Here is a 17384-nt window from a genome sequence, read left to right on the forward strand (position 1 = left end):
ATTGTTTATAATAATTTTTACATAAAAAGGAGATATATAAAAATGGGTTACAAAGTAAATATTGGTTTATCCAACAAACATGTACACTTAAGTCAGAAGGATTTAGACGTTCTCTTTGGAGAAGGACATCAGCTGACTCCTACCAAAGATTTGGTACAGCCGGGTCAGTTCGCTTCTGAAGAGAAGGTTGATATTGTAGGACCTAAGAAGACTTTAACAGGAATTAGAGTGCTGGGACCAGTTCGTCCAGAAACACAGGTCGAACTGGCATTGACTGATGCAAGAACCATCGGTATCAAGGCGCCGATCAGAGAATCCGGTAAATTGGAAGGAACACCAGGATGTAAGCTGGTTGGACCTTGCGGTGAAGTTGAACTTGATCACGGTGTAATCGCAGCGCTCAGACACGTACACTTAAACGACGCGCAGGCAGAAGAAGCAGGCGTAAAGGACGGCGACTGGGTCAGCATCAAAATCGAAGGCGAAAGAGGTCTGATCTTTGATAACGTACTGGTTAGAGCTGGCGCAAAACACGAGAAAGAAGTTCATCTTGACACAGATGAAGGAAATGCAGCAGGCTGCGGACCTGATGCAGTGTGTGAAATCATTAAATAACACAATAAGAAGCAAAACAGGGATAGGCAAACAGGTGTCTATCCCCGCTTTTCATGTAGGCTAGGAGTCAAAATGCACAAATTTAATTATTTATGTTCCATGATTTTAGCGGTACTGCTACCGCTGATGATTGTGATTTTAACTTCAAATTTGGTACTTCGCGTATCGGAAATTTACGTATTTCATTTCAATGACAGTCAAGTTATTAGAGAAATTCCCTATAATGTGACGGAACGGGATATGGCGGCAGGCATATCTTCCTATTGGTCTTCTTTTAGCGGAGAATCTTTTCAGGTATATGAGGATAACGGCGTCTACCAGGATCCAATCTTTGATAAGACGGAGCAGAGGATTATGGGACGAGTAAAGACGGTTCTCAATATTGAGCTTGCCTTTGGACTGTTTTGTTTTGCGATTGCGTTAGCTGTGTATATCTATTTGTGGAAAAACGACTTTAGGGAGGCACTTAGAAACAGGTATCGAACGGGGGCCGTGCTCAGCGCACTACTGTTAATAGGACAGGGCGTATGCTGGTACAGCAAGGGATTTCGACTGTGGACTTACAATTTTCTGGTTGGAATTGAGCTGCCGAAAGAATCGACAACGCTGGTAACGATTTTGGGAGATCCCTTTTTTAAAACGTATGTAATTTTTGCGTCCATTTTTGGCGCAGCGATTTTGGCCCTTTTGACGTATATCAACTATCATTTGACAAAGCCGGAACGGATATTTTATTGACGGAAGATGGACTTTGAAAGGAAAGGCGGAAGAAAGAATTATGGTTTATGTATTTTTAGCAACCGGCTTTGAAGAAGTGGAAGCTCTGACTGCAGTAGATTTACTGCGTCGTGCGGATATTCAGGTAAAAACGGTTTCTATTATGGAAGATAAATTGGTTTACGGTTCTCATGGAATTGGCGTAGAAGCGGACATCCTTTTTAAGGAAGGACTGTACGACAGATGCGCGATGCTGATTTTGCCGGGCGGTATGCCGGGAACGATAAATCTGTGCAATCACGGGGAACTGAACGAGGAACTAAAGCTTTTTTATGAAGCGGGAAAGCCAATTGCGGCAATCTGTGCGGCGCCGATGGTGCTGGGACGAGCAGGTCTTCTTTCCGGACACGAAGCCACGATTTATGATGGTATGGAGGAAGAACTTGCCGGTGCTGTTGTGCGCAGCGACAGGGTCGTTGTTTCAAAAAATATCATTACCTCCAAGGGGCCCGGCACGGCGATGGATTTTGCTCTTTCGCTGGTTGCTTATCTGAAAGGTGCGGAAGCTGCGAGGGAAACTTCTGCGGAGCTTTTGTACAAGTAATAGAGGTGAGAGATGAACTATAAGGTTGATTATCATATGCATTCCTGGTTTTCGGACGGCACCATGAAGCCGACGGAGCTTGTGAAAATGTACAAGGGAAGAGATTACGATGTGATTGCCCTGACGGACCACGACGGCGTGGACGGCGTATATGAGGCGGTTATCGCAGGAGAAGCGCTGGAACTAAAGGTGATACCGGGCATTGAAATCGGCAGTAGCTATGATTTTGAAGGGCAGGAAATAGAACTGCACATCCTTGGCTATCATATTGATACGGAAAACGCGGCGCTGAAAGCATGTATCGAGAAGTTGAGGATATCCCGCAGGGATCGCAACGAAAGACTGCTTGCGCACCTGCAGGGTTTAGGGTATAATCTTGTGTACGAGGATTTAATCGAGCGTCCCGGACAAGACTACATCGGAAAGCCTAATTTTGCCAGAGCCCTGAAACGGAAGGGCTGCGCGCCGGAAAACATGTGGGATTTGTTTGATGAAGTGCCGCGGGAGCGGATTAGCGCCTATGAGGCCATCGATATCATCAAAGAGGCTGGCGGCATGGCGGTTTTGGCGCATCCTCTGAAGACAAAGAAAATCGGCGATTCGAGCAGTGAAGTATTTTGGAAGAATCTGGACCTCATTGTGGCGGATTTGAAAAAGCATGGTTTAAAGGGTATGGAATGCTATCATCCTTCTGCTAGTCATGAGCAGGCGTTGAAGCTGGTAGTCATGGCAGGCCAATATCACCTGCATATTACCGAGGGCTCGGATTTTCATGGAGATGAGGAATAAAATTTATTATAAAGTGAAGACACTTTCGGGTTGAAAGTCCCGAGGTGTCTTTTTGTTTTAAATTCAGCTAAAATCTTATAGCTTTTGTACACAATTTCAAATTCCAAAAAAACTATTCAAAAACCGGGCGGAACGTATTATAATAGTAATAATTGGATATACAAGAATAGGGGGTCTCACCGTTCTTGCGTCTGACCATGAGAGAAGAGGAGAGAAATATGGTTATGGATTTCATGAAAAAGCCCATCGCTGCAGCGATTCGTACAGAGAAAGATTTCAGTAAGGCTCTGCGCTCAGATGTGGATATGGTGTTTTTACTTCATTCCAACATTATGACAGTAAATCAGTGTGTAAAGGAAATACATAGTGCAGGAAAAAAGGCATTTATCCATGTGGATTTTGCAGAAGGAATCGGAAAGGATAGAGCAGGACTTGAGTTTTTGGCAAAACAGGGGGTGGATGGCGTGCTGACCACCAGAACCAACATTGTCAAGTTGGCAAAAGAGTTCGACCTGATTACAGTACAGCGTTTCTTTATGGTAGATTCTCATTCGGTGGGAACATCGGTTGAATCCATCAAGATATCAAAACCTGATATCATAGAAATCATGCCGGGGATTATCACCAAGAAGATCCGGGAATTTTCGGAGAAGGTCGATATGCCCATCATTGCAGGAGGGATTGTTGAAACCATGGAAGAAGTCAGGGCTGCACTTGCGGCAGGCGCCACCGTCGTTTCTACTGGAGAGGCGCAGCTTTGGACTACGAAGGTATAGCTGAAAGCGAGGGAACATATGAAAATTAAATTTTGTGGAGCGTCTTCGGGCGTGACAGGATCTTGCCATTTGTTAACAACAGCAAATCATAAGGTACTGCTTGACTGCGGGCAGTTTCAAGGGGGAAAAGCACAGGAGGCGCTGAACTACGAGCCGTTTCCTTTTGATCCAAAAGAGATAGAGTGTGTCATTTTAAGCCATGCTCATATCGATCACTGCGGCAGGATTCCGCTTCTTGTTAAACGAGGATTTACAGGAAAAATCTACTGCACCGATGCGACAGCAGATCTTCTTGATGTCATGCTTAAGGACAGCGGTTTTATTCATGAAAAGGATGCGGAATGGAAAAGCAAGCGGGCAGCCCGTGCGGGAAAACCGCCAGTAGAGCCGCTTTATACCTATGATGATGCGTTGAAGGCCTTGGAGTATGTGGAGCCAATACTCTATGATCAGCAGATTAAGATTAACGATCATATGAAAATCGTCTTTAATGATGCCGGACATATTTTGGGCTCGGCAATTACAGAAATCTGGGTTTGCGAGGACAGTAAGGAGTCTAAAATTGTCTTTTCTGGTGACCTTGGCATGGTGAACCGTCCCATTTTGAAGGATCCGACCATCATTAAAAAAGCGGATTACGTGATTATGGAAACGACCTACGGTAATAGAAATCACCCGGCAAACATCACCAGTATTAAAGAACTTCTCGATATCGTGCTGAACACAACGAGAAGAGGTGGTACGGTGGTGATTCCATCCTTTGCAGTAGGCAGAACTCAGGAACTAGTTTACGAATTTAACAAGTTTTATGAAGAAGATAGCGAATATAAGGATGAACTGGATCAGTTGATGGTCTATGTGGATAGTCCGATGGCGACCACAGCTACAGAGGTTTTCCGAAAGAATGCACAAGTGTTTGATGACGAAACCAGAGACTATATTTTGCGTGGGGATAATCCGCTGGACTTTAAGAACCTGAAATTTACAAGAAGTACGGCAGAGTCTCAGGCGCTGAACTTGGATCGAAATCCTAAAATTATTATTTCTGCCAGCGGGATGTGTGAGGCGGGCAGGATTCGTCATCACCTGAAGCATAATCTATGGGATGCAAGATCCAGCGTAATCTTTGTGGGTTATCAGGCAGAAGGCACGCTGGGAAAACTGCTGGTAGAAGGAGTTAAAGATATCGTTCTCTTTGGCGAAGAAGTTCACGTTAATGCTGAGATTTATAACTTGGAAGGATTCTCTGGTCATGCCGATCAGAATGGCCTTTTCTCCTGGCTTGCAGGCTTTAGACAGAAGCCGAAACAGATATTTTTGGTACACGGTGAAGAAGATTCCAAGAAAGATTTTGGCAAACTGATTCACGATAAACTGGGCTATGAACCCGTGGTGGTGCTGGGAAATTCAGAATTTGAACTGGACATGAATACTGCACAGATACTCAACTATGAGCAGGCAGAGCAAGAAGCAGTGGAAGATGAGGAAATTCAGGCAGTCAGACGGAAAATTTCAGATATTCATAGTGGAATTGAAAGCATTTTATACAATACAGACCTGGCAATGGGAAGAAATATTTCCCAGGAAAAATTGGTAAAGATTAATAATATTGTCCAGGAACTTGCAAAGGCGACAATGGTGCTGGGTTCTGCTGTGACCGAAGAGGATCGCTCAAGAGAAGAACCTGTTGTAGATCCGAAATAAAGCATAGCAGAGAGCTTAGTTCATAGAAGAAAGGTTTGCAGAAAATAGATGAAGAATGTAATCGTAATAGGAATTGCAGGCGGTACCGGATCAGGAAAGAGCACGCTGATTCACAAGATTAAAGAACAGTTCAGTGATGAGATCACCATTCTCAGTCATGATTTTTACTATAAAGCCCATGATGATATGACCTATGAAGAGCGGTGCCAGCTGAATTACGACCATCCGGACGCATTTGATACAGATATGATGGTTGATCATGTGAAAATGCTGAAACAGTGGAAAAAAATTGAGAGACCAGTGTATGATTTTACTATTCATAACAGGGTAGCTGAAACTGTGCCGGTTACTCCTTCTAAAGTCGTCGTAGTGGAAGGTATTTTAATCTTTGAAAATCAGGCGCTTTTAGATCTTTGTGATATTAAAGTTTTCGTAGATACCGATGCAGATGTGCGGATCATCAGAAGGATTCTGCGCGATGTGAAGGAGCGGGGAAGAACACTGGATTCAGTGGTAGCTCAGTATCTGACGACAGTAAAGCTGATGCATGAGCAGTTTGTAGAGCCGAGTAAGAAAAAAGCAGATATTATTGTTCCAGAAGGAGGATTCAATGTGGTGGCGCTGGATATGCTCAATCACAGGATCCGGGCGTTATTGCAGGAGGAAGATAAAGTATGAACGATCTGAAGCTGGCTTTATTGGGCTTTGGAAATGCCGGACAGGCATTTGTAAAGATGCTTTCAGAGAAACTTCCGGAGATTCAAAGGATTTATGGCAGAAGTGTAAAGGTTACCGCCATTGCAACAGCCTCCAAGGGAACGATTATCGATTCAGGTGGTATTGATCTTTTACAGGTCTGTGCAGATATAGAGCATTTTGGAAAGTTTGCAGATGATAGACTTGGACTTTGTCATAAGGATGCGCTGGCAGTTATTGAAGAAGCTGACTGTGATGTAGTGTGTGAGCTGACGCCGCTGGAGATTTTTACAGGACAGCCTGCTATCGATCATATCAAAATGGCTTTTGCGTGTGGTAAGCATGTGATTACGGCTAATAAAGGACCGGTTGCATGGGCTTTTGACGAGCTGAAATCGCTGGCAAAAGAGAAAGGTCTGTGCTTTTTCTATGAAACGACGGTAATGGATGGAACACCAGTATTTAATCTGGTGGAGCATACACTGAAATTCTGTCAGGTGACAGAGGTTTCCGGAATTCTAAACAGTACCACTAATTATATTTTGGAGGGACTGGCACAGGGAAAGCCTTACGATGATGTTATTGTTGCGGGCAAGAAAAAAGGATTTATTGAAGCAAATCCGGCTATGGATATCGAGGGATATGATGCAGCAGCAAAGATTACGGCGCTTTTAAATGTTCTGATGGATGCAGGGCTTACACCTTCGGAGGTAGATCGGACCGGAATTGAGAATATTACTGTTTCCGATATCAAAGAAGCGGCGTCACGGGGAAGGGTCATTAAACTTCTTTGCAGAGGCTGGCGGAAAGACGGCAGGGTGTATGCCAGCGTAAAACCGGTGGAGGTTGAGATGCAGGATATGCTTGCAACTATCGACAGTACTACTTCCGTGATATCGATTACAACAGATTTGATGGGTAAACTGTCTGTGATTGAGCATGCACCTGAAATCGAGCAGACTGCATACGGTATTTTCGGTGATGTGATAAGGGTATTGGATACAGAGAAATAAACAAAAAAGGATGCGATTGATTTGAAAGAAAAGATTACAGAAAAGAAATGGTTCCTGTATGCACTGGTGCCTGTTTGTGCGCTGATGTGGGGAATGTCTTATTTAGGTACATCGGTTACATTAAATCATCTGGAAGTGATGGAACTTTTGGCACTTCGCTGGACAGTATCAACTGTGGTATTTCTGGTTTTGATTGCACTTCGCATAGTGAAGGTGAAATTTAAAGGGAAAAATATTAAGCTGTTGATATTGGTTGGAATTTTACAGCCCTGTATTTATGCAACGTTTGAAACGCTGGGGGTAAAATATACCAGTACATCGGAATCTTCAATCTTCATTGCGACGATTCCATTGATGGTTCTCCTTATCAGTGCAATTGTCTTGCATCAGAAAACCAGTAAGAAAATTATTGGTGCTATTATTCTGGCTTTCGTCGGTGTGGTTGTTTGCGTATATTTTTCACCGGAGTTTTCTGTAGGTGGAAAAGGAATCGGTTACCTATTCCTTCTGGCAGCGATTATTTCTGGTGCGCTATATTCTCTTAGCAGCAGCAAAGCTTCGGAAGAGTTCGACGCACTGGAGGTTACTTTTTCTATTTCTGTTATGGGCGCAATCTGTTTTAATGCAATTAGTTTTGCTATGGGCAATGGTGTACGCGGATATGCACTTTGCTTAAACGATATGACTGTCTTAGGTGGCGTATTGTTTCTTGGTATTTGCTGTTCTTGTCTGAGCTATTTGATTTTTAACTACGTCCTTGGAAAGCTGCCGGCAACAATCGGCACCAATTTAGTTGCTAATTCAGTCACTGCAGTAGGTGTGCTGTCGGGTTGTCTTTTTGCAGGCGATCCTTTTGGCTGGTATACTGTTGTGGGGGTAGCCCTGACCATTACAGGCGTGTGTCTTGCTTCTACAGGTAATCCGGATTAGAAAACAATTTATCAATTTTATAATGGTAAGACACTTTGTCAGTTTTTGATGCAGGGTGTCTTTTTCTTTGTCATTTTTGATGGAAATGTATTGACATAATCTGTAAATTATGGTAAAAAATAAGCAGAGGTTTCGGAAAGAGGTGATTATGTCAAGAGAATGGCAACAGACAAAGTATAAGGAGTATGTTATGCCTGATGCAGTGTATTATCAGAGCGTTTGGGCAGTCAGAGATTTGGAGAGAATGGAAAACAGATTGGCAGAGCTTGAACAGGAGGAAATAGCCGGAGGCAGAAGTATTGTCAGTGATAGAACAAGCAATTTTGTTTTATATCGGCCAACGGAGGAAAAAGCCGTAGAGAGGGCTGTGCTGCGAGAAAGGATTCGCGGCATTCATGCGGCGCTGAGCATGGTGCCAGAGGAATATCGTTCGTTTATTCTGAGCAATCTGATTCTCAAAAATACCGGAAAGGCATTTCCGAACAAACTGTGGAGGTACTGGAAACAGAGGTTTCTGTATACGGTCGCAAAGAATTTATCTATGATGTAAGATGTTTTGGAAAAAAATTTAAAAAATGTTAATAAAAAGTATTGTAAGGGGAGAAAAAATGTGCTATTATGATATTACGGATAGATAGAGGTGAATGGAAATAGACCGAGGGCCGCCCATAGGGCGGTCCTTTTTCTATCCTTTTTTATTTTGAAAAGAAAGGAGGTTTCCTTTGGACAGAGGAAAACGAATCATCGGTATCGTGCTTATTGCGGTTAGCATAGCAGCGCTGGTTACCTGGGAAAAGTGGGGCAAAGCGCAGTTTCTTTACGATGAGGTGCTAGTGTGCAGTAAGAATGTGGCAAAAGGCACCATTTTGCGAGAGGATATGTTTCAGACTGTGAAGATGAAAGTATCAGAAAAAGATTTTATAACACCGGGGGAGAAGAATTCGCTGGTTGGAAAAGAGGCGGCAGCCTTTATTCATAAAGGTCTGCCCCTGTTTCAGGAATATTTTATTCAGGTAGAACTTGTGTCCGGCGCAAAAGAAGGAAAATACGTTTTGACAGTACCCGAAGAGTGGCTTTATGCATTACCTTCATCACTTCGACGAGGAGACGATGCGTATTTTTTTCTTGGCAACGGACTTGTAACATCTGCACCGGTGCGCCTTGTCGATAAAGAGAATCACAGTGTAGAAATTGTAGTCACTGATAAACAGGCGCAGCAGCTGTCTAAAGCGGCAGAAAGCGGGGAAAAGATGGTACTGGTATATCATTAGAAAGGAGGACAGATGAAAAAAATAATTGGATTTTTTGGCGGTGATAATCAGGTGGGAACGACCATGATTGCGCAGTCTTTTGCAGAAGTGCTGCAGCAGAGGGGAAACAAAGTGCTCTATCTGATGGGAAGCGGCAAGTTTGGCGAGGAATTTTTGCCATTGAGCAGCAGGCATTCCATCGATGATTTAAAAGCTTCGATTCGAAGTGGAAAGGTGACTGCAGAGGATATGTATCAGAATTTGGAAGAGGTCAGAGGATTATGGGTACTGCCCGGCGTGAGAAACCAGCTCGCTGCCGGGTATTTTACTGAGAACACCTTCGAAGTACTCCTCTCTGAGATAGGAGATGATTTTGATTATACAGTTATCGATGGTGGCAGTGACGCAAATCTTGGTATTACCATTTCAGCTCTAAATACAGCGGACCACAGATTTTTTATGACAACCCAGCAGTCCAAATCTATTCGTAGACTGATTCTGCTACAGAAGAATATCGTGCAGCCTCTCGGGAAGGGAGGAGATTTAGTAATCAATAAATATTTGAAAGATCCGGCGCTACTTTTGAAAAACGATATTTTGTCGCTGTGTGAAATAGAGGAGGCTTTTACGGTGCCTTATGTGGAATACGGCTGGCAAGCAGAGATGGAAAATAAAAGCCTGCTGCGCTATGGAAAGTTTGCACGAGGAGTTGAAACTTTAGCGGATGTCTTTGAACCGGCAGGGAAGAAGGAGGGGATATGGAAAAAGCATTTTCTTTAGAAGCGTATTTGAGCAAAGTTTTGCACAAGGAGGAGTCGGATGAGATAGAGCCGCTAGCGCGATTTCGTCAAATTTGTTCCATTGTGGAGGCAGAATTTGACAAGGAATGGGACGAAACTGACGATATGGCAAAGAACAGAAAGCTGGAGAGGGAGAAACGGGCTATGATGGGATTTTCAGCAGAGACTGCTTTTTATAAGGAAAAAATTAAGGAGATTTTGAGAGAGAAAAAACTGACAGATAGCTGGTATCCGCCGTGGTATCCGGATTTGGCGGAAGGGATTTTTGCAGAAACTTATGGTCTTTCCGGTCTTGCGCCTTGGGCTTACGACATGGATGAAAAGTACAGGCAGTCTTCATCAGCAAAACTGATTGGAGATAGACTTTACTGCCTCATTGACGGAAAATCCCAGCTGCAGCCTCAAAGGATTCCCGGAAGGAGAAGAGAGCAGCTAAAAAGAACTCTGCTTTTAGCGACTCCTTATGAGAGACTGGAATACGGCTTTCATGAGGTGTACTTGAACAACGGAATCAGGATTACCATTTATTCCGGAGATAGAACCAAGGAGGGGCAGGATATTATGGTCTTTCGTAAATATATTCTGCCGGAGCTTTCCTTTGAACATTTAGCAAAGATTGGCACCATCCCCAAAGCAGCAATTTCACTGTTTTACAAGATGATAGAAATTGGATTTAATGTGCTGTTTTCCGGACAGGTCAGGTCGGGGAAGACTACTTTTATGCAGGTTTGGCAGAAGTATGAAGATCCGAATTTGGAGGGACTTGCTATCGCCACTGATCCGGAAACACCGTGGCATGAGATTATGCCGAAGGCGCCGATTATGCAGCTGGTTGCTGATGGAGAGCGCCTTTCTTCCATTACAAAATCACTTCTTCGTGGTGACAATGATTATATATTGCTGGAGGAAATGCGCGATGGGCCAGCCTTTTATTTGGCACTGGATATTACATCGACGGGAACGACCAGAAGTAAGGGAACCATTCACGATAACGACGCAGTCAATGTACCGTATAAAATGGCATCCAAGATTTGTCAAAGTTATGGCGGCGATATGAGAGAGGTGATTGCGCAGGTATACAAAAATTTTGACTATGTGTTGGAACTTTCTCAGGTGCCTGAGGACAAATCGAAGAAGGTGCTGAAGGGAATTTGGCAATATTCCTATGATGTGAAACAGGATAAAGTTGCTGCAAAAAAGCTGTGTAGCTACGATTTTTTTGAGAAAGTATGGCGTTGGAATCCAAATCCTTGTCTTGAGAAAGCAGAGAAATATCCACAGCTTGCAAAAGAAATCAAAGAGATGAACCTTTTGCTGGCGCAGCTGGCAGCGAATATGCCGATGGCAGAATCGGAGGCAGAAACGCTGTTTCCTGCTTATTACCAGACAGAAGGAGGCACCTGTGGATAAGATTTTGTATGTGCTGTTCTTAACAGGGATTTGTATTTGGCAGCTGCCAGCATTACATAGCCTGTACATGACTTTTCGCAGCAGAGTATATATTAGGAGAAATCTAAAGAAAGTTACAAGCGAAAATCTTTTTCTGAAAAGAAGCCCTTTGGGACAGCATCTTGCGCTGGTCATTGAAGGAGCGGAGACAGAAAAATTTTTCACAAGTTTAGAAAATTTCTATCTGATTAGCCTTATTCTTGGGGCAGGGAGCGGATTAGCTGCTTATCTTGCAACAGGTCCTTTTATGGCGCTGCTTTGTGGGATTTTTATGGGGCTGCTACCCTATACTATTCTCATGGCAAGGCTTTACGGGCGTCGGGTTTCCCGCTCAAAGGAAGGAGACGTACTTTTGCAGGAACTTCTCAACAACTACAAAATTCATGATTTTAATATCAAAGAAGCCATCGAAGTGACAGCGGCGGAGCTGGATAAAGCGCCAGAGTCCAGAAAGCTTTTGCTGCAGCTGGCAAAGGGATTGCAGAAGTCTGTCACTAAGGAGGAAGTGGATCAACATCTTACAGCTTTCCGCTATGGAATTGATACGGCATGGGGTAATGCCCTTTCTACCAATATCTTCTTCGCCTATCTATACGGTGTTCGAGTCGATAACGCATTGGAGGATTTGCTCGCCTCGATGATAAAAAGCCGTAAGGTAATCGAGCATGGAAAAAGGGAAAATAATGAGGCTAAGCTGATTTTGAAGTACTTAGCACCGGTTAGCTTTCTTTTGACCGTGGTGGGTGCGTGCAGGTATTTTGGCTTTACGCCGACAAAATTTATCCGGTATCAGTTTGGCACAGTGTTGGGACTGCAGTGGTTTTTAATTATGACCATGATGTATTTGGCTAGCCTGCTACTCAATGTATTTTTGTCTAGAGAGAAGATGGACATTTAGGAAAGGCGGTTACGATGAAGATAAAGACAACGCCTTTATTTAAGGCGCGAAGACTGGCAGCATATACAAGCAAGATGTTGCCGGAGCTAGAAACCAAGGGAAAACAGCAAATTTTAGCCAGGTGGCGACTGTTTCAGAGCCAGAAGATGGAGCGAGAGATTTATAGCAGCTGCATTGTACTGAAAAACCTGGCTATGGTGCATAAGGATCTTCCCATGTCTGCTGATTTTATTTTGGAACAATTAATGGAGTGCAGCGGAGCGCTTCAAAATACTTATGCGGATATTCTGTCGGCATATCGTCTTGGACAGGGGGAGGAAGCCTTTCGTATTCTTACTGAGCAGGTGCCGCTAAAAATTGCAGCAAACTTTGCTGCTGTTCTTTCTAAAATCGATAAAATCAATCCGGCGGAACTGATTGTGCATATGACCGCTTTTGAGGAAGCCCTGATGGGAGAGCGTATGACCAAAGGTATGAGCAAGGCAGAAAGAAAAAGTCTGATTACCACCATGGCAGCGACTGCGACCATTTTTTCGATTTTGTTGAATTTTACTATTGTAGTTGTGTTTATGAATACGCTGCAGATGATCGACCAGATGTTTTATTGAGGAAGAGCAAGTTAGTCAGAAAGGAGAGAGATGAAAAATTTAATTATTATTATTGGAACAATTTTATTGGGTGTTATCATTGTCAACACTATGGTTTTAGGCGAAGGCGAAGTGTCTTTGAAGGAAGCAGCCCAAGGAGTGGTGGAGCAGGGTGTTGAAAGCATTGAGTCCATGGAAATCGGAGAATAGCAATGAAGGATTTACTGATTATTGTAGGAACTATGGTGCTGGGATTCTTCCTTTTTTCAATGATTGCAGGGGATAAGGACAGTTTGAAAAGCGCCGGCAGTGCGGTTATGGAAAGGAACATAGAATTGTATCAAGAGGAGTGCGGCGTGTGAAGAATTTAATAACATCGGTGGCGAGTATGCTGTTGCTTCTGGCAGTTCTCATGGAATTTACACAAAGCCAGCTTCTCTATGTCAAGATGACTGCAGCAGATCAGGCAGCCGCCGCTTTTCGGGATATGGTGAAGGTGGACGGCTGCATTACTGATACCAGTGAAAGCTGGCTGCGTCAAGAGCTGGCAAAGGTTTTTCACTGCGCGCAGGAAGAAATTACACTTAGGGGGACAAGAACACCTGTAGGAAGAGGACAGCTGACTTCGTATCAGGTGGAGGTGAAAGTGAAACCTGTTATCATCATGGCAAAATTTTGGAATATTGACAGTGAAAGAAATTATTTTGAATATCGGCTTGATAGAACGGTAGTAAGCGAGCGTGAGGTCGATAGTCCATGAAAAATATGATGATAACCATGTCGATTTTACTCTTTGTTTTCACGATCCTCGGATATCAGCAGCAGTGTAACCACATTCTGAGAACCAAGGCATATTTAAGTGAAGTCTCAGCAGAGGCGGCTTTTGCGGGGCAATACGCTTTGAAGCAGGGCGCATCAAAGATTTCGGCGAAGTCTGCAGCGGTGAGTGTCATTGAGAAGAATCTGCGGCAGAAGTCTGAACAGGCAAAGTGGCATATCGAATGCAGTAAAACTGCAGCCGGAGAATGCAGGGTGATAGTTTTACTTCAGTTTGAGGATTTGCGTGTCAGCGCGGTTAGAAGGAGTGCCAGCTCTGCAGGTGGGGCAGAGTAGGCAGATTGCATTTACAGATGCAGTATGGTAAAATATGTATCAAAGAAATCTGAAAATAATGTAAAAGAGGTGAAGAACATGATAAAAGATATTTTGCTTTTGGGTGATCCGCGGCTTTATGTGACCTGTACAGAGTATCGAAAAGAGAACTTGAAAGACATCGAAACTGTCGTTTCCGACTTGCATGACACGATGATGGAGTACAAGAGAACCCATGGAGCCGGACGTGCCATTGCGGCGCCGCAGATTGGCATACAGAAAAGACTTTTATATATGTATGTGGATAACCCACAGGTGTTCATCAATCCAGTATTGCATTTTCCTACAGAGGAAAAGATGACAGTTATGGACGACTGTATGTCATTTCCGGGTCTTTTAGTCAAAGTTGAACGGCATAAAGAGTGTATCATTTCATATTACGATATGAACTGGAAAAGACAGGAAATGCACTTGAAAGGAGATTTATCAGAACTGATTCAGCACGAGTTTGATCATCTCGACGGAGTTCTTGCAACGATGCGAGCCATAGATGAAAAATCCTTCTTTTATGGGAATATTAACAATTACAGATAAGGTATAGCAATATACAGCAATACACAGTTTATGAGACGAGTAACTGCCTTGAAATTCATTTGAATTCGGGCAGTTTTTTCGTGGAAAAGGAGAATAAAAATGAATTATATGCAATTTAAAGAAGAAGTTATCAAAAATATTAAAGGATATTTACCGGAAAAATACTGCGAATGGGAGCTTAAAACAGAGATGGTTTATAAAGTCAACGAGCCTTTGGAAGCACTGATGATTTTCCCAAGAGGAGAGAAAGGCGCATCGACCATGCTGTATCTGTACAGATTTTACAAATACTATCAAAGCGGACAGCCCTTTGACAGTGTTCTTAGAATGATTGCACTTGAATATCTTAACGGGCTTGCCCATGTAGATGAAATGAGCTCTTTTGTAGACGAAGGAGAAAAAAAGGAAAATATCATTTACGAGCTGATTAATACGGAGAAGAACGCGGAACTTTTGGCTCGTGTGCCTCACAGACACTTTTTAAACCTTTCTGTTATTTACAGGCTTATGGTGGATTTACCTGACGGTACTTTTAACAGCGCAGTTATTACGAATAATTTGGCGCAGAACATGCGGCTATGCGAAGAGGAACTATACAAAATAGCTTCAGAAAATACAAAATATCGAATGGAACTTCGGATTTCAGGTATTCCGGATATACTTTATATGCTGACCAATCATAAGAAGACCATGGGCGCTTCTGTGATTTTGTATCCAGGTGTTTTGGAAAGCATGGCGGAGGGATTTCAGTCAGATATTTATGTGCTACCTTCTTCTATTCACGAAGTGATGCTTGTTAGGGACATGGGACAGAAAGTCGATGACCTGAAAGAAACGGTTTTGAGGGTTAATGGAAGATTTGTAGACAGGGATGAATACTTGTCTGATTCGGTTTATATTTATCGTAGGGAGGAAGGAAAATTAGATATTGCAGAAGAATAAAGGACTGCTTTGGGGTATTATGCCGAAAGCAGTCCTTTTGTGTGAATTGTAATAAGTAAACCTTAGTGATGGCAGGAATTTCCGCCGCCGCAGGTGTGACCTTCGCCGTGATGGCTACACTGTACGTTGGCATTATATACCAAAGTACCGTCGACCAGTGCCTGGACAGCTTCGTCAGCAGAGCCAGATACGCCGCCGTAAAGTCTGATTCCAGCTTGTGCCAGCGCATTTTGTGCGCCACCGCCGATGCCGCCGCAAATCAGTACATCGACACCGAGATTTTTCAAAAATCCAGCCAGAGCGCCGTGACCGCTCCCAGCAGCATTTTCAATGGAAGAAGAGAGGATTTTGCCGTCTTCGACTTGATAGATTTTGAAGTTTTCGCAGTGACCGAAGTGCTGATAGATTTCCCCGTTTTCGTAAGTAATTGCAATTTTCATCGTGGTAGTCTCCTTTGTAATAGTTGCTGTTTTTTTGTTTTTATGACAGATATCATAGTTGCCTCCGCTGATGAGCAGTGGTTTTTCATGAATCAGCGCATCTGCTAGCTTGTATCGTGCGGACTCGTAAATGTTAGTCACCGTAGGTCTTGATACCTGCATAGAAGCGGCGCACTCTTCCTGGGTCATACCCAGATAATCGATGAGTCTAATGGTTTCGTATTCATCTACGGTCATGGTAACGCAGGAAAGACTGCTGCAGCATTCTGGTTCATAGCCTGCCGGAATAAAGCCTTCGCTTGTCGGCATGGTGTTTACCATTCTGTTTTTTCTGGGTCTCGGCATGGAAGCTCCTTCTGTCATCATTATTAGCATATGTTATTTATAAAAGTATTATAACAGGGTTTTGAACATATGTCAATAAAATGCGAACCTGTTAGCAGTTGGTATTAGTTTAAATTCAAATGAAATAAGAGGGAAGATATGAAAAGAAAAGTAATCAGTGTATTTTTTATTGGATTGTTGCTTTTGGGAAACAGCAGAGTTTCTTTTGGAGACACAGAAAAAATCATGTATGCCAAAGAACAGACCTGGCTATATAGTAGTGGGCATGAAACTGCAAGATATGCGGTAGTGCCCATTGGAAAAAACCAAAAAGTAGCCACAAAAGGTCTTGTAAAGGCGATTTTATCTGGCGGTAGAAAGGTCTACTATTATGAGGTGGAATGTTTGGGACAAATTCTTTATATTCCTCGATCTAAGGTGAGTTCCAGAAAACCAGCTAAACCTGTATCAATTCGATATCTTTTTAAAGAATTGAAAGTAGACGATAAAATAAAAATTCATGACAGACCAAGCATTTTAGGCAAAGTTTTAAAGACAAAGGACCGCAGCATTTATACTATCGGACAGGCTGGAAATTGGTATGTTGTTTATATTGAAGGAAAAATCGGTTATATTCGAAAAAATTCGGATTCCATCAAAAATGTCAGAAAACCTGATTATATTCCGATTAGGATTTCTGACAAAGAGTATCCTGATACAGCAGAGCGAACCAATATGAAAGAAAGAATTTATTTGCAGTATGCACAATTATCTCAGAAAATTCGCGAGAGATTGATGCAGCGAAATGTGGAAATTTATTGCAGGGAACATTTTATAGAGCCTTTTGAAGGAAACGGAAGTTTGGGATATACAGAAAGTCGACCTCACAAGGCTGTAATCTATTTGAAAGATGAAGGGATTGAGTTCAGCTTTATCCATGAAGTAGGACATGCTGTCACCAGGTATTTATTGAATGAAGATAAGGACTTGGATAAACTGCTGCTGGAGCAAAGGAAATTGAAGTTAGAGCCATATTATGCAAAGTCCATGTCAGAATGGGCGGCTGAAATTTTGCGAGTACTGGTGAAATCTCCAAAAGAATTGAAAGAAAAGGCCCCTAGATCCTATTTGTTTTTAATGCGACAGGTGCTGAACGTATATTAA

23 protein-coding genes are annotated in these 17384 nt (G+C 42.9%); 22 read left to right on the forward strand and 1 reads right to left on the reverse strand.

Features of this window, described 5'->3' with window-relative positions; all coding sequences use genetic code 11:
* Window positions 1-42 precede the first annotated feature (42 nt).
* From pduL to D1151_RS14110, 21 genes are all read left to right on the forward strand, one after another.
* Entirely contained in the window at window positions 43-615 is a 573-nt protein-coding gene (pduL, locus tag D1151_RS14015) for a phosphate propanoyltransferase (RefSeq protein ID WP_161909314.1), read from the forward strand.
* Between the two features lie 72 nt (window positions 616-687).
* The gene (locus tag D1151_RS14020) at window positions 688-1353 is read left to right on the forward strand and encodes a DUF1461 domain-containing protein (RefSeq protein ID WP_160202762.1); all 666 of its coding nucleotides are present in this window, start codon (window positions 688-690) and stop codon (window positions 1351-1353) included.
* Between the two features lie 40 nt (window positions 1354-1393).
* Window positions 1394-1936 (forward strand): DJ-1 family glyoxalase III, encoded by a 543-nt coding sequence (locus D1151_RS14025; RefSeq protein WP_160202763.1) that lies wholly within the window; start codon window positions 1394-1396, stop codon window positions 1934-1936.
* Window positions 1937-1948: 12 nt separating this feature from the next.
* Window positions 1949-2725 carry a PHP domain-containing protein gene (locus D1151_RS14030; protein ID WP_161909315.1) on the forward strand — a complete coding sequence of 259 codons (777 nt, stop codon included), beginning with the start codon at window positions 1949-1951 and terminating at the stop codon, window positions 2723-2725.
* Window positions 2726-2949: 224 nt separating this feature from the next.
* A complete protein-coding gene (locus tag D1151_RS14035; RefSeq protein WP_161909316.1) occupies window positions 2950-3501 on the forward strand; it encodes a glycerol-3-phosphate responsive antiterminator in 552 nt (183 codons plus the stop codon).
* Window positions 3502-3519: 18 nt separating this feature from the next.
* On the forward strand, window positions 3520-5205 hold the full coding sequence (locus D1151_RS14040; protein WP_161909317.1) for an MBL fold metallo-hydrolase RNA specificity domain-containing protein: 1686 nt from the start codon (window positions 3520-3522) through the stop codon (window positions 5203-5205).
* A 48-nt stretch (window positions 5206-5253) separates the two neighbouring features.
* Complete coding sequence (gene udk, locus D1151_RS14045; protein WP_160202767.1) at window positions 5254-5883, forward strand: uridine kinase; 630 nt, start codon at window positions 5254-5256, stop codon at window positions 5881-5883.
* Complete coding sequence (locus D1151_RS14050) at window positions 5880-6914, forward strand: hypothetical protein (RefSeq protein ID WP_161909318.1); 1035 nt, start codon at window positions 5880-5882, stop codon at window positions 6912-6914. Before udk ends, D1151_RS14050 begins: the two co-directional genes overlap by 4 nt.
* Window positions 6915-6935: 21 nt before the next feature.
* Window positions 6936-7844, forward strand: coding sequence for a DMT family transporter (locus tag D1151_RS14055; RefSeq protein WP_160202769.1), 909 nt, complete (start codon window positions 6936-6938; stop codon window positions 7842-7844).
* Window positions 7845-7992: 148 nt separating this feature from the next.
* Window positions 7993-8394 (forward strand): hypothetical protein, encoded by a 402-nt coding sequence (locus tag D1151_RS14060; RefSeq protein WP_160202770.1) that lies wholly within the window; start codon window positions 7993-7995, stop codon window positions 8392-8394.
* A gap of 172 nt (window positions 8395-8566) precedes the next feature.
* Window positions 8567-9115 carry an SAF domain-containing protein gene (locus D1151_RS14065; RefSeq protein ID WP_161909319.1) on the forward strand — a complete coding sequence of 183 codons (549 nt, stop codon included), beginning with the start codon at window positions 8567-8569 and terminating at the stop codon, window positions 9113-9115.
* A 12-nt stretch (window positions 9116-9127) separates the two neighbouring features.
* Window positions 9128-9874 (forward strand): hypothetical protein, encoded by a 747-nt coding sequence (locus D1151_RS14070; RefSeq protein ID WP_160202772.1) that lies wholly within the window; start codon window positions 9128-9130, stop codon window positions 9872-9874.
* Window positions 9853-11304: an ATPase, T2SS/T4P/T4SS family gene (locus D1151_RS14075; RefSeq protein WP_160202773.1), complete on the forward strand. Its 1452-nt coding sequence runs from the start codon at window positions 9853-9855 to the stop codon at window positions 11302-11304. Before D1151_RS14070 ends, D1151_RS14075 begins: the two co-directional genes overlap by 22 nt.
* On the forward strand, window positions 11297-12241 hold the full coding sequence (locus tag D1151_RS14080) for a hypothetical protein (RefSeq protein ID WP_160202774.1): 945 nt from the start codon (window positions 11297-11299) through the stop codon (window positions 12239-12241). The genes D1151_RS14075 and D1151_RS14080 overlap by 8 nt, the downstream gene beginning before the upstream one ends.
* A 14-nt stretch (window positions 12242-12255) precedes the next feature.
* Window positions 12256-12849, forward strand: a complete 594-nt coding sequence (locus D1151_RS14085) for a hypothetical protein (RefSeq protein ID WP_160202775.1) — start codon at window positions 12256-12258, stop codon at window positions 12847-12849.
* A gap of 30 nt (window positions 12850-12879) precedes the next feature.
* Window positions 12880-13038, forward strand: a complete 159-nt coding sequence (locus tag D1151_RS14090; protein ID WP_160202776.1) for a hypothetical protein — start codon at window positions 12880-12882, stop codon at window positions 13036-13038.
* A gap of 2 nt (window positions 13039-13040) precedes the next feature.
* Window positions 13041-13190 carry a hypothetical protein gene (locus D1151_RS16695; RefSeq protein WP_201759595.1) on the forward strand — a complete coding sequence of 50 codons (150 nt, stop codon included), beginning with the start codon at window positions 13041-13043 and terminating at the stop codon, window positions 13188-13190.
* A complete protein-coding gene (locus tag D1151_RS14095; RefSeq protein WP_161909320.1) occupies window positions 13187-13588 on the forward strand; it encodes a hypothetical protein in 402 nt (133 codons plus the stop codon). Before D1151_RS16695 ends, D1151_RS14095 begins: the two co-directional genes overlap by 4 nt.
* The gene (locus D1151_RS14100; RefSeq protein WP_160202778.1) at window positions 13585-13941 is read left to right on the forward strand and encodes a hypothetical protein; all 357 of its coding nucleotides are present in this window, start codon (window positions 13585-13587) and stop codon (window positions 13939-13941) included. The genes D1151_RS14095 and D1151_RS14100 overlap by 4 nt, the downstream gene beginning before the upstream one ends.
* A gap of 78 nt (window positions 13942-14019) precedes the next feature.
* Entirely contained in the window at window positions 14020-14514 is a 495-nt protein-coding gene (locus tag D1151_RS14105; protein ID WP_161909321.1) for a peptide deformylase, read from the forward strand.
* A 99-nt stretch (window positions 14515-14613) separates the two neighbouring features.
* Entirely contained in the window at window positions 14614-15456 is an 843-nt protein-coding gene (locus D1151_RS14110; RefSeq protein WP_160202780.1) for a DUF5688 family protein, read from the forward strand.
* A gap of 62 nt (window positions 15457-15518) precedes the next feature.
* On the opposite strand, the gene D1151_RS14115 is transcribed toward D1151_RS14110, so the two are convergent.
* On the reverse strand, window positions 15519-16241 hold the full coding sequence (locus tag D1151_RS14115) for a NifB/NifX family molybdenum-iron cluster-binding protein (RefSeq protein WP_161909322.1): 723 nt from the start codon (window positions 16239-16241) through the stop codon (window positions 15519-15521).
* Window positions 16242-16379: 138 nt separating this feature from the next.
* Between D1151_RS14115 and D1151_RS14120 the strand changes: the two genes are divergently transcribed.
* Window positions 16380-17384, forward strand: coding sequence for a hypothetical protein (locus D1151_RS14120; protein ID WP_161909323.1), 1005 nt, complete (start codon window positions 16380-16382; stop codon window positions 17382-17384).

The organism is Emergencia sp. 1XD21-10, assembly GCF_009936045.1.
In the GTDB taxonomy this organism is placed as follows: domain Bacteria; phylum Bacillota; class Clostridia; order Peptostreptococcales; family Anaerovoracaceae; genus Senimuribacter; species Senimuribacter intestinalis.

Bases quoted from the DNA above. Each gene is read 5' to 3' on its own strand.
- D1151_RS14105 (WP_161909321.1), top strand. From the start codon at position 14,020: ATGATAAAAGATATTTTGCTTTTGGGTGATCCGCGGCTTTATGTGACC.
- D1151_RS16695 (WP_201759595.1), top strand. From the start codon at position 13,041: ATGAAGGATTTACTGATTATTGTAGGAACTATGGTGCTGGGATTCTTC.
- D1151_RS14020 (WP_160202762.1), top strand. From the start codon at position 688: ATGCACAAATTTAATTATTTATGTTCCATGATTTTAGCGGTACTGCTA.
- D1151_RS14090 (WP_160202776.1), top strand. From the start codon at position 12,880: ATGAAAAATTTAATTATTATTATTGGAACAATTTTATTGGGTGTTATC.
- D1151_RS14040 (WP_161909317.1), top strand. From the start codon at position 3,520: ATGAAAATTAAATTTTGTGGAGCGTCTTCGGGCGTGACAGGATCTTGC.
- D1151_RS14120 (WP_161909323.1), top strand. From the start codon at position 16,380: ATGAAAAGAAAAGTAATCAGTGTATTTTTTATTGGATTGTTGCTTTTG.
- D1151_RS14030 (WP_161909315.1), top strand. From the start codon at position 1,949: ATGAACTATAAGGTTGATTATCATATGCATTCCTGGTTTTCGGACGGC.
- D1151_RS14115 (WP_161909322.1), bottom strand. From the start codon at position 16,241: ATGCCGAGACCCAGAAAAAACAGAATGGTAAACACCATGCCGACAAGC.
- D1151_RS14050 (WP_161909318.1), top strand. From the start codon at position 5,880: ATGAACGATCTGAAGCTGGCTTTATTGGGCTTTGGAAATGCCGGACAG.
- D1151_RS14060 (WP_160202770.1), top strand. From the start codon at position 7,993: ATGTCAAGAGAATGGCAACAGACAAAGTATAAGGAGTATGTTATGCCT.
- D1151_RS14110 (WP_160202780.1), top strand. From the start codon at position 14,614: ATGAATTATATGCAATTTAAAGAAGAAGTTATCAAAAATATTAAAGGA.
- D1151_RS14085 (WP_160202775.1), top strand. From the start codon at position 12,256: ATGAAGATAAAGACAACGCCTTTATTTAAGGCGCGAAGACTGGCAGCA.
- D1151_RS14070 (WP_160202772.1), top strand. From the start codon at position 9,128: ATGAAAAAAATAATTGGATTTTTTGGCGGTGATAATCAGGTGGGAACG.
- pduL (WP_161909314.1), top strand. From the start codon at position 43: ATGGGTTACAAAGTAAATATTGGTTTATCCAACAAACATGTACACTTA.
- D1151_RS14075 (WP_160202773.1), top strand. From the start codon at position 9,853: ATGGAAAAAGCATTTTCTTTAGAAGCGTATTTGAGCAAAGTTTTGCAC.
- D1151_RS14025 (WP_160202763.1), top strand. From the start codon at position 1,394: ATGGTTTATGTATTTTTAGCAACCGGCTTTGAAGAAGTGGAAGCTCTG.
- udk (WP_160202767.1), top strand. From the start codon at position 5,254: ATGAAGAATGTAATCGTAATAGGAATTGCAGGCGGTACCGGATCAGGA.
- D1151_RS14035 (WP_161909316.1), top strand. From the start codon at position 2,950: ATGGATTTCATGAAAAAGCCCATCGCTGCAGCGATTCGTACAGAGAAA.
- D1151_RS14100 (WP_160202778.1), top strand. From the start codon at position 13,585: ATGAAAAATATGATGATAACCATGTCGATTTTACTCTTTGTTTTCACG.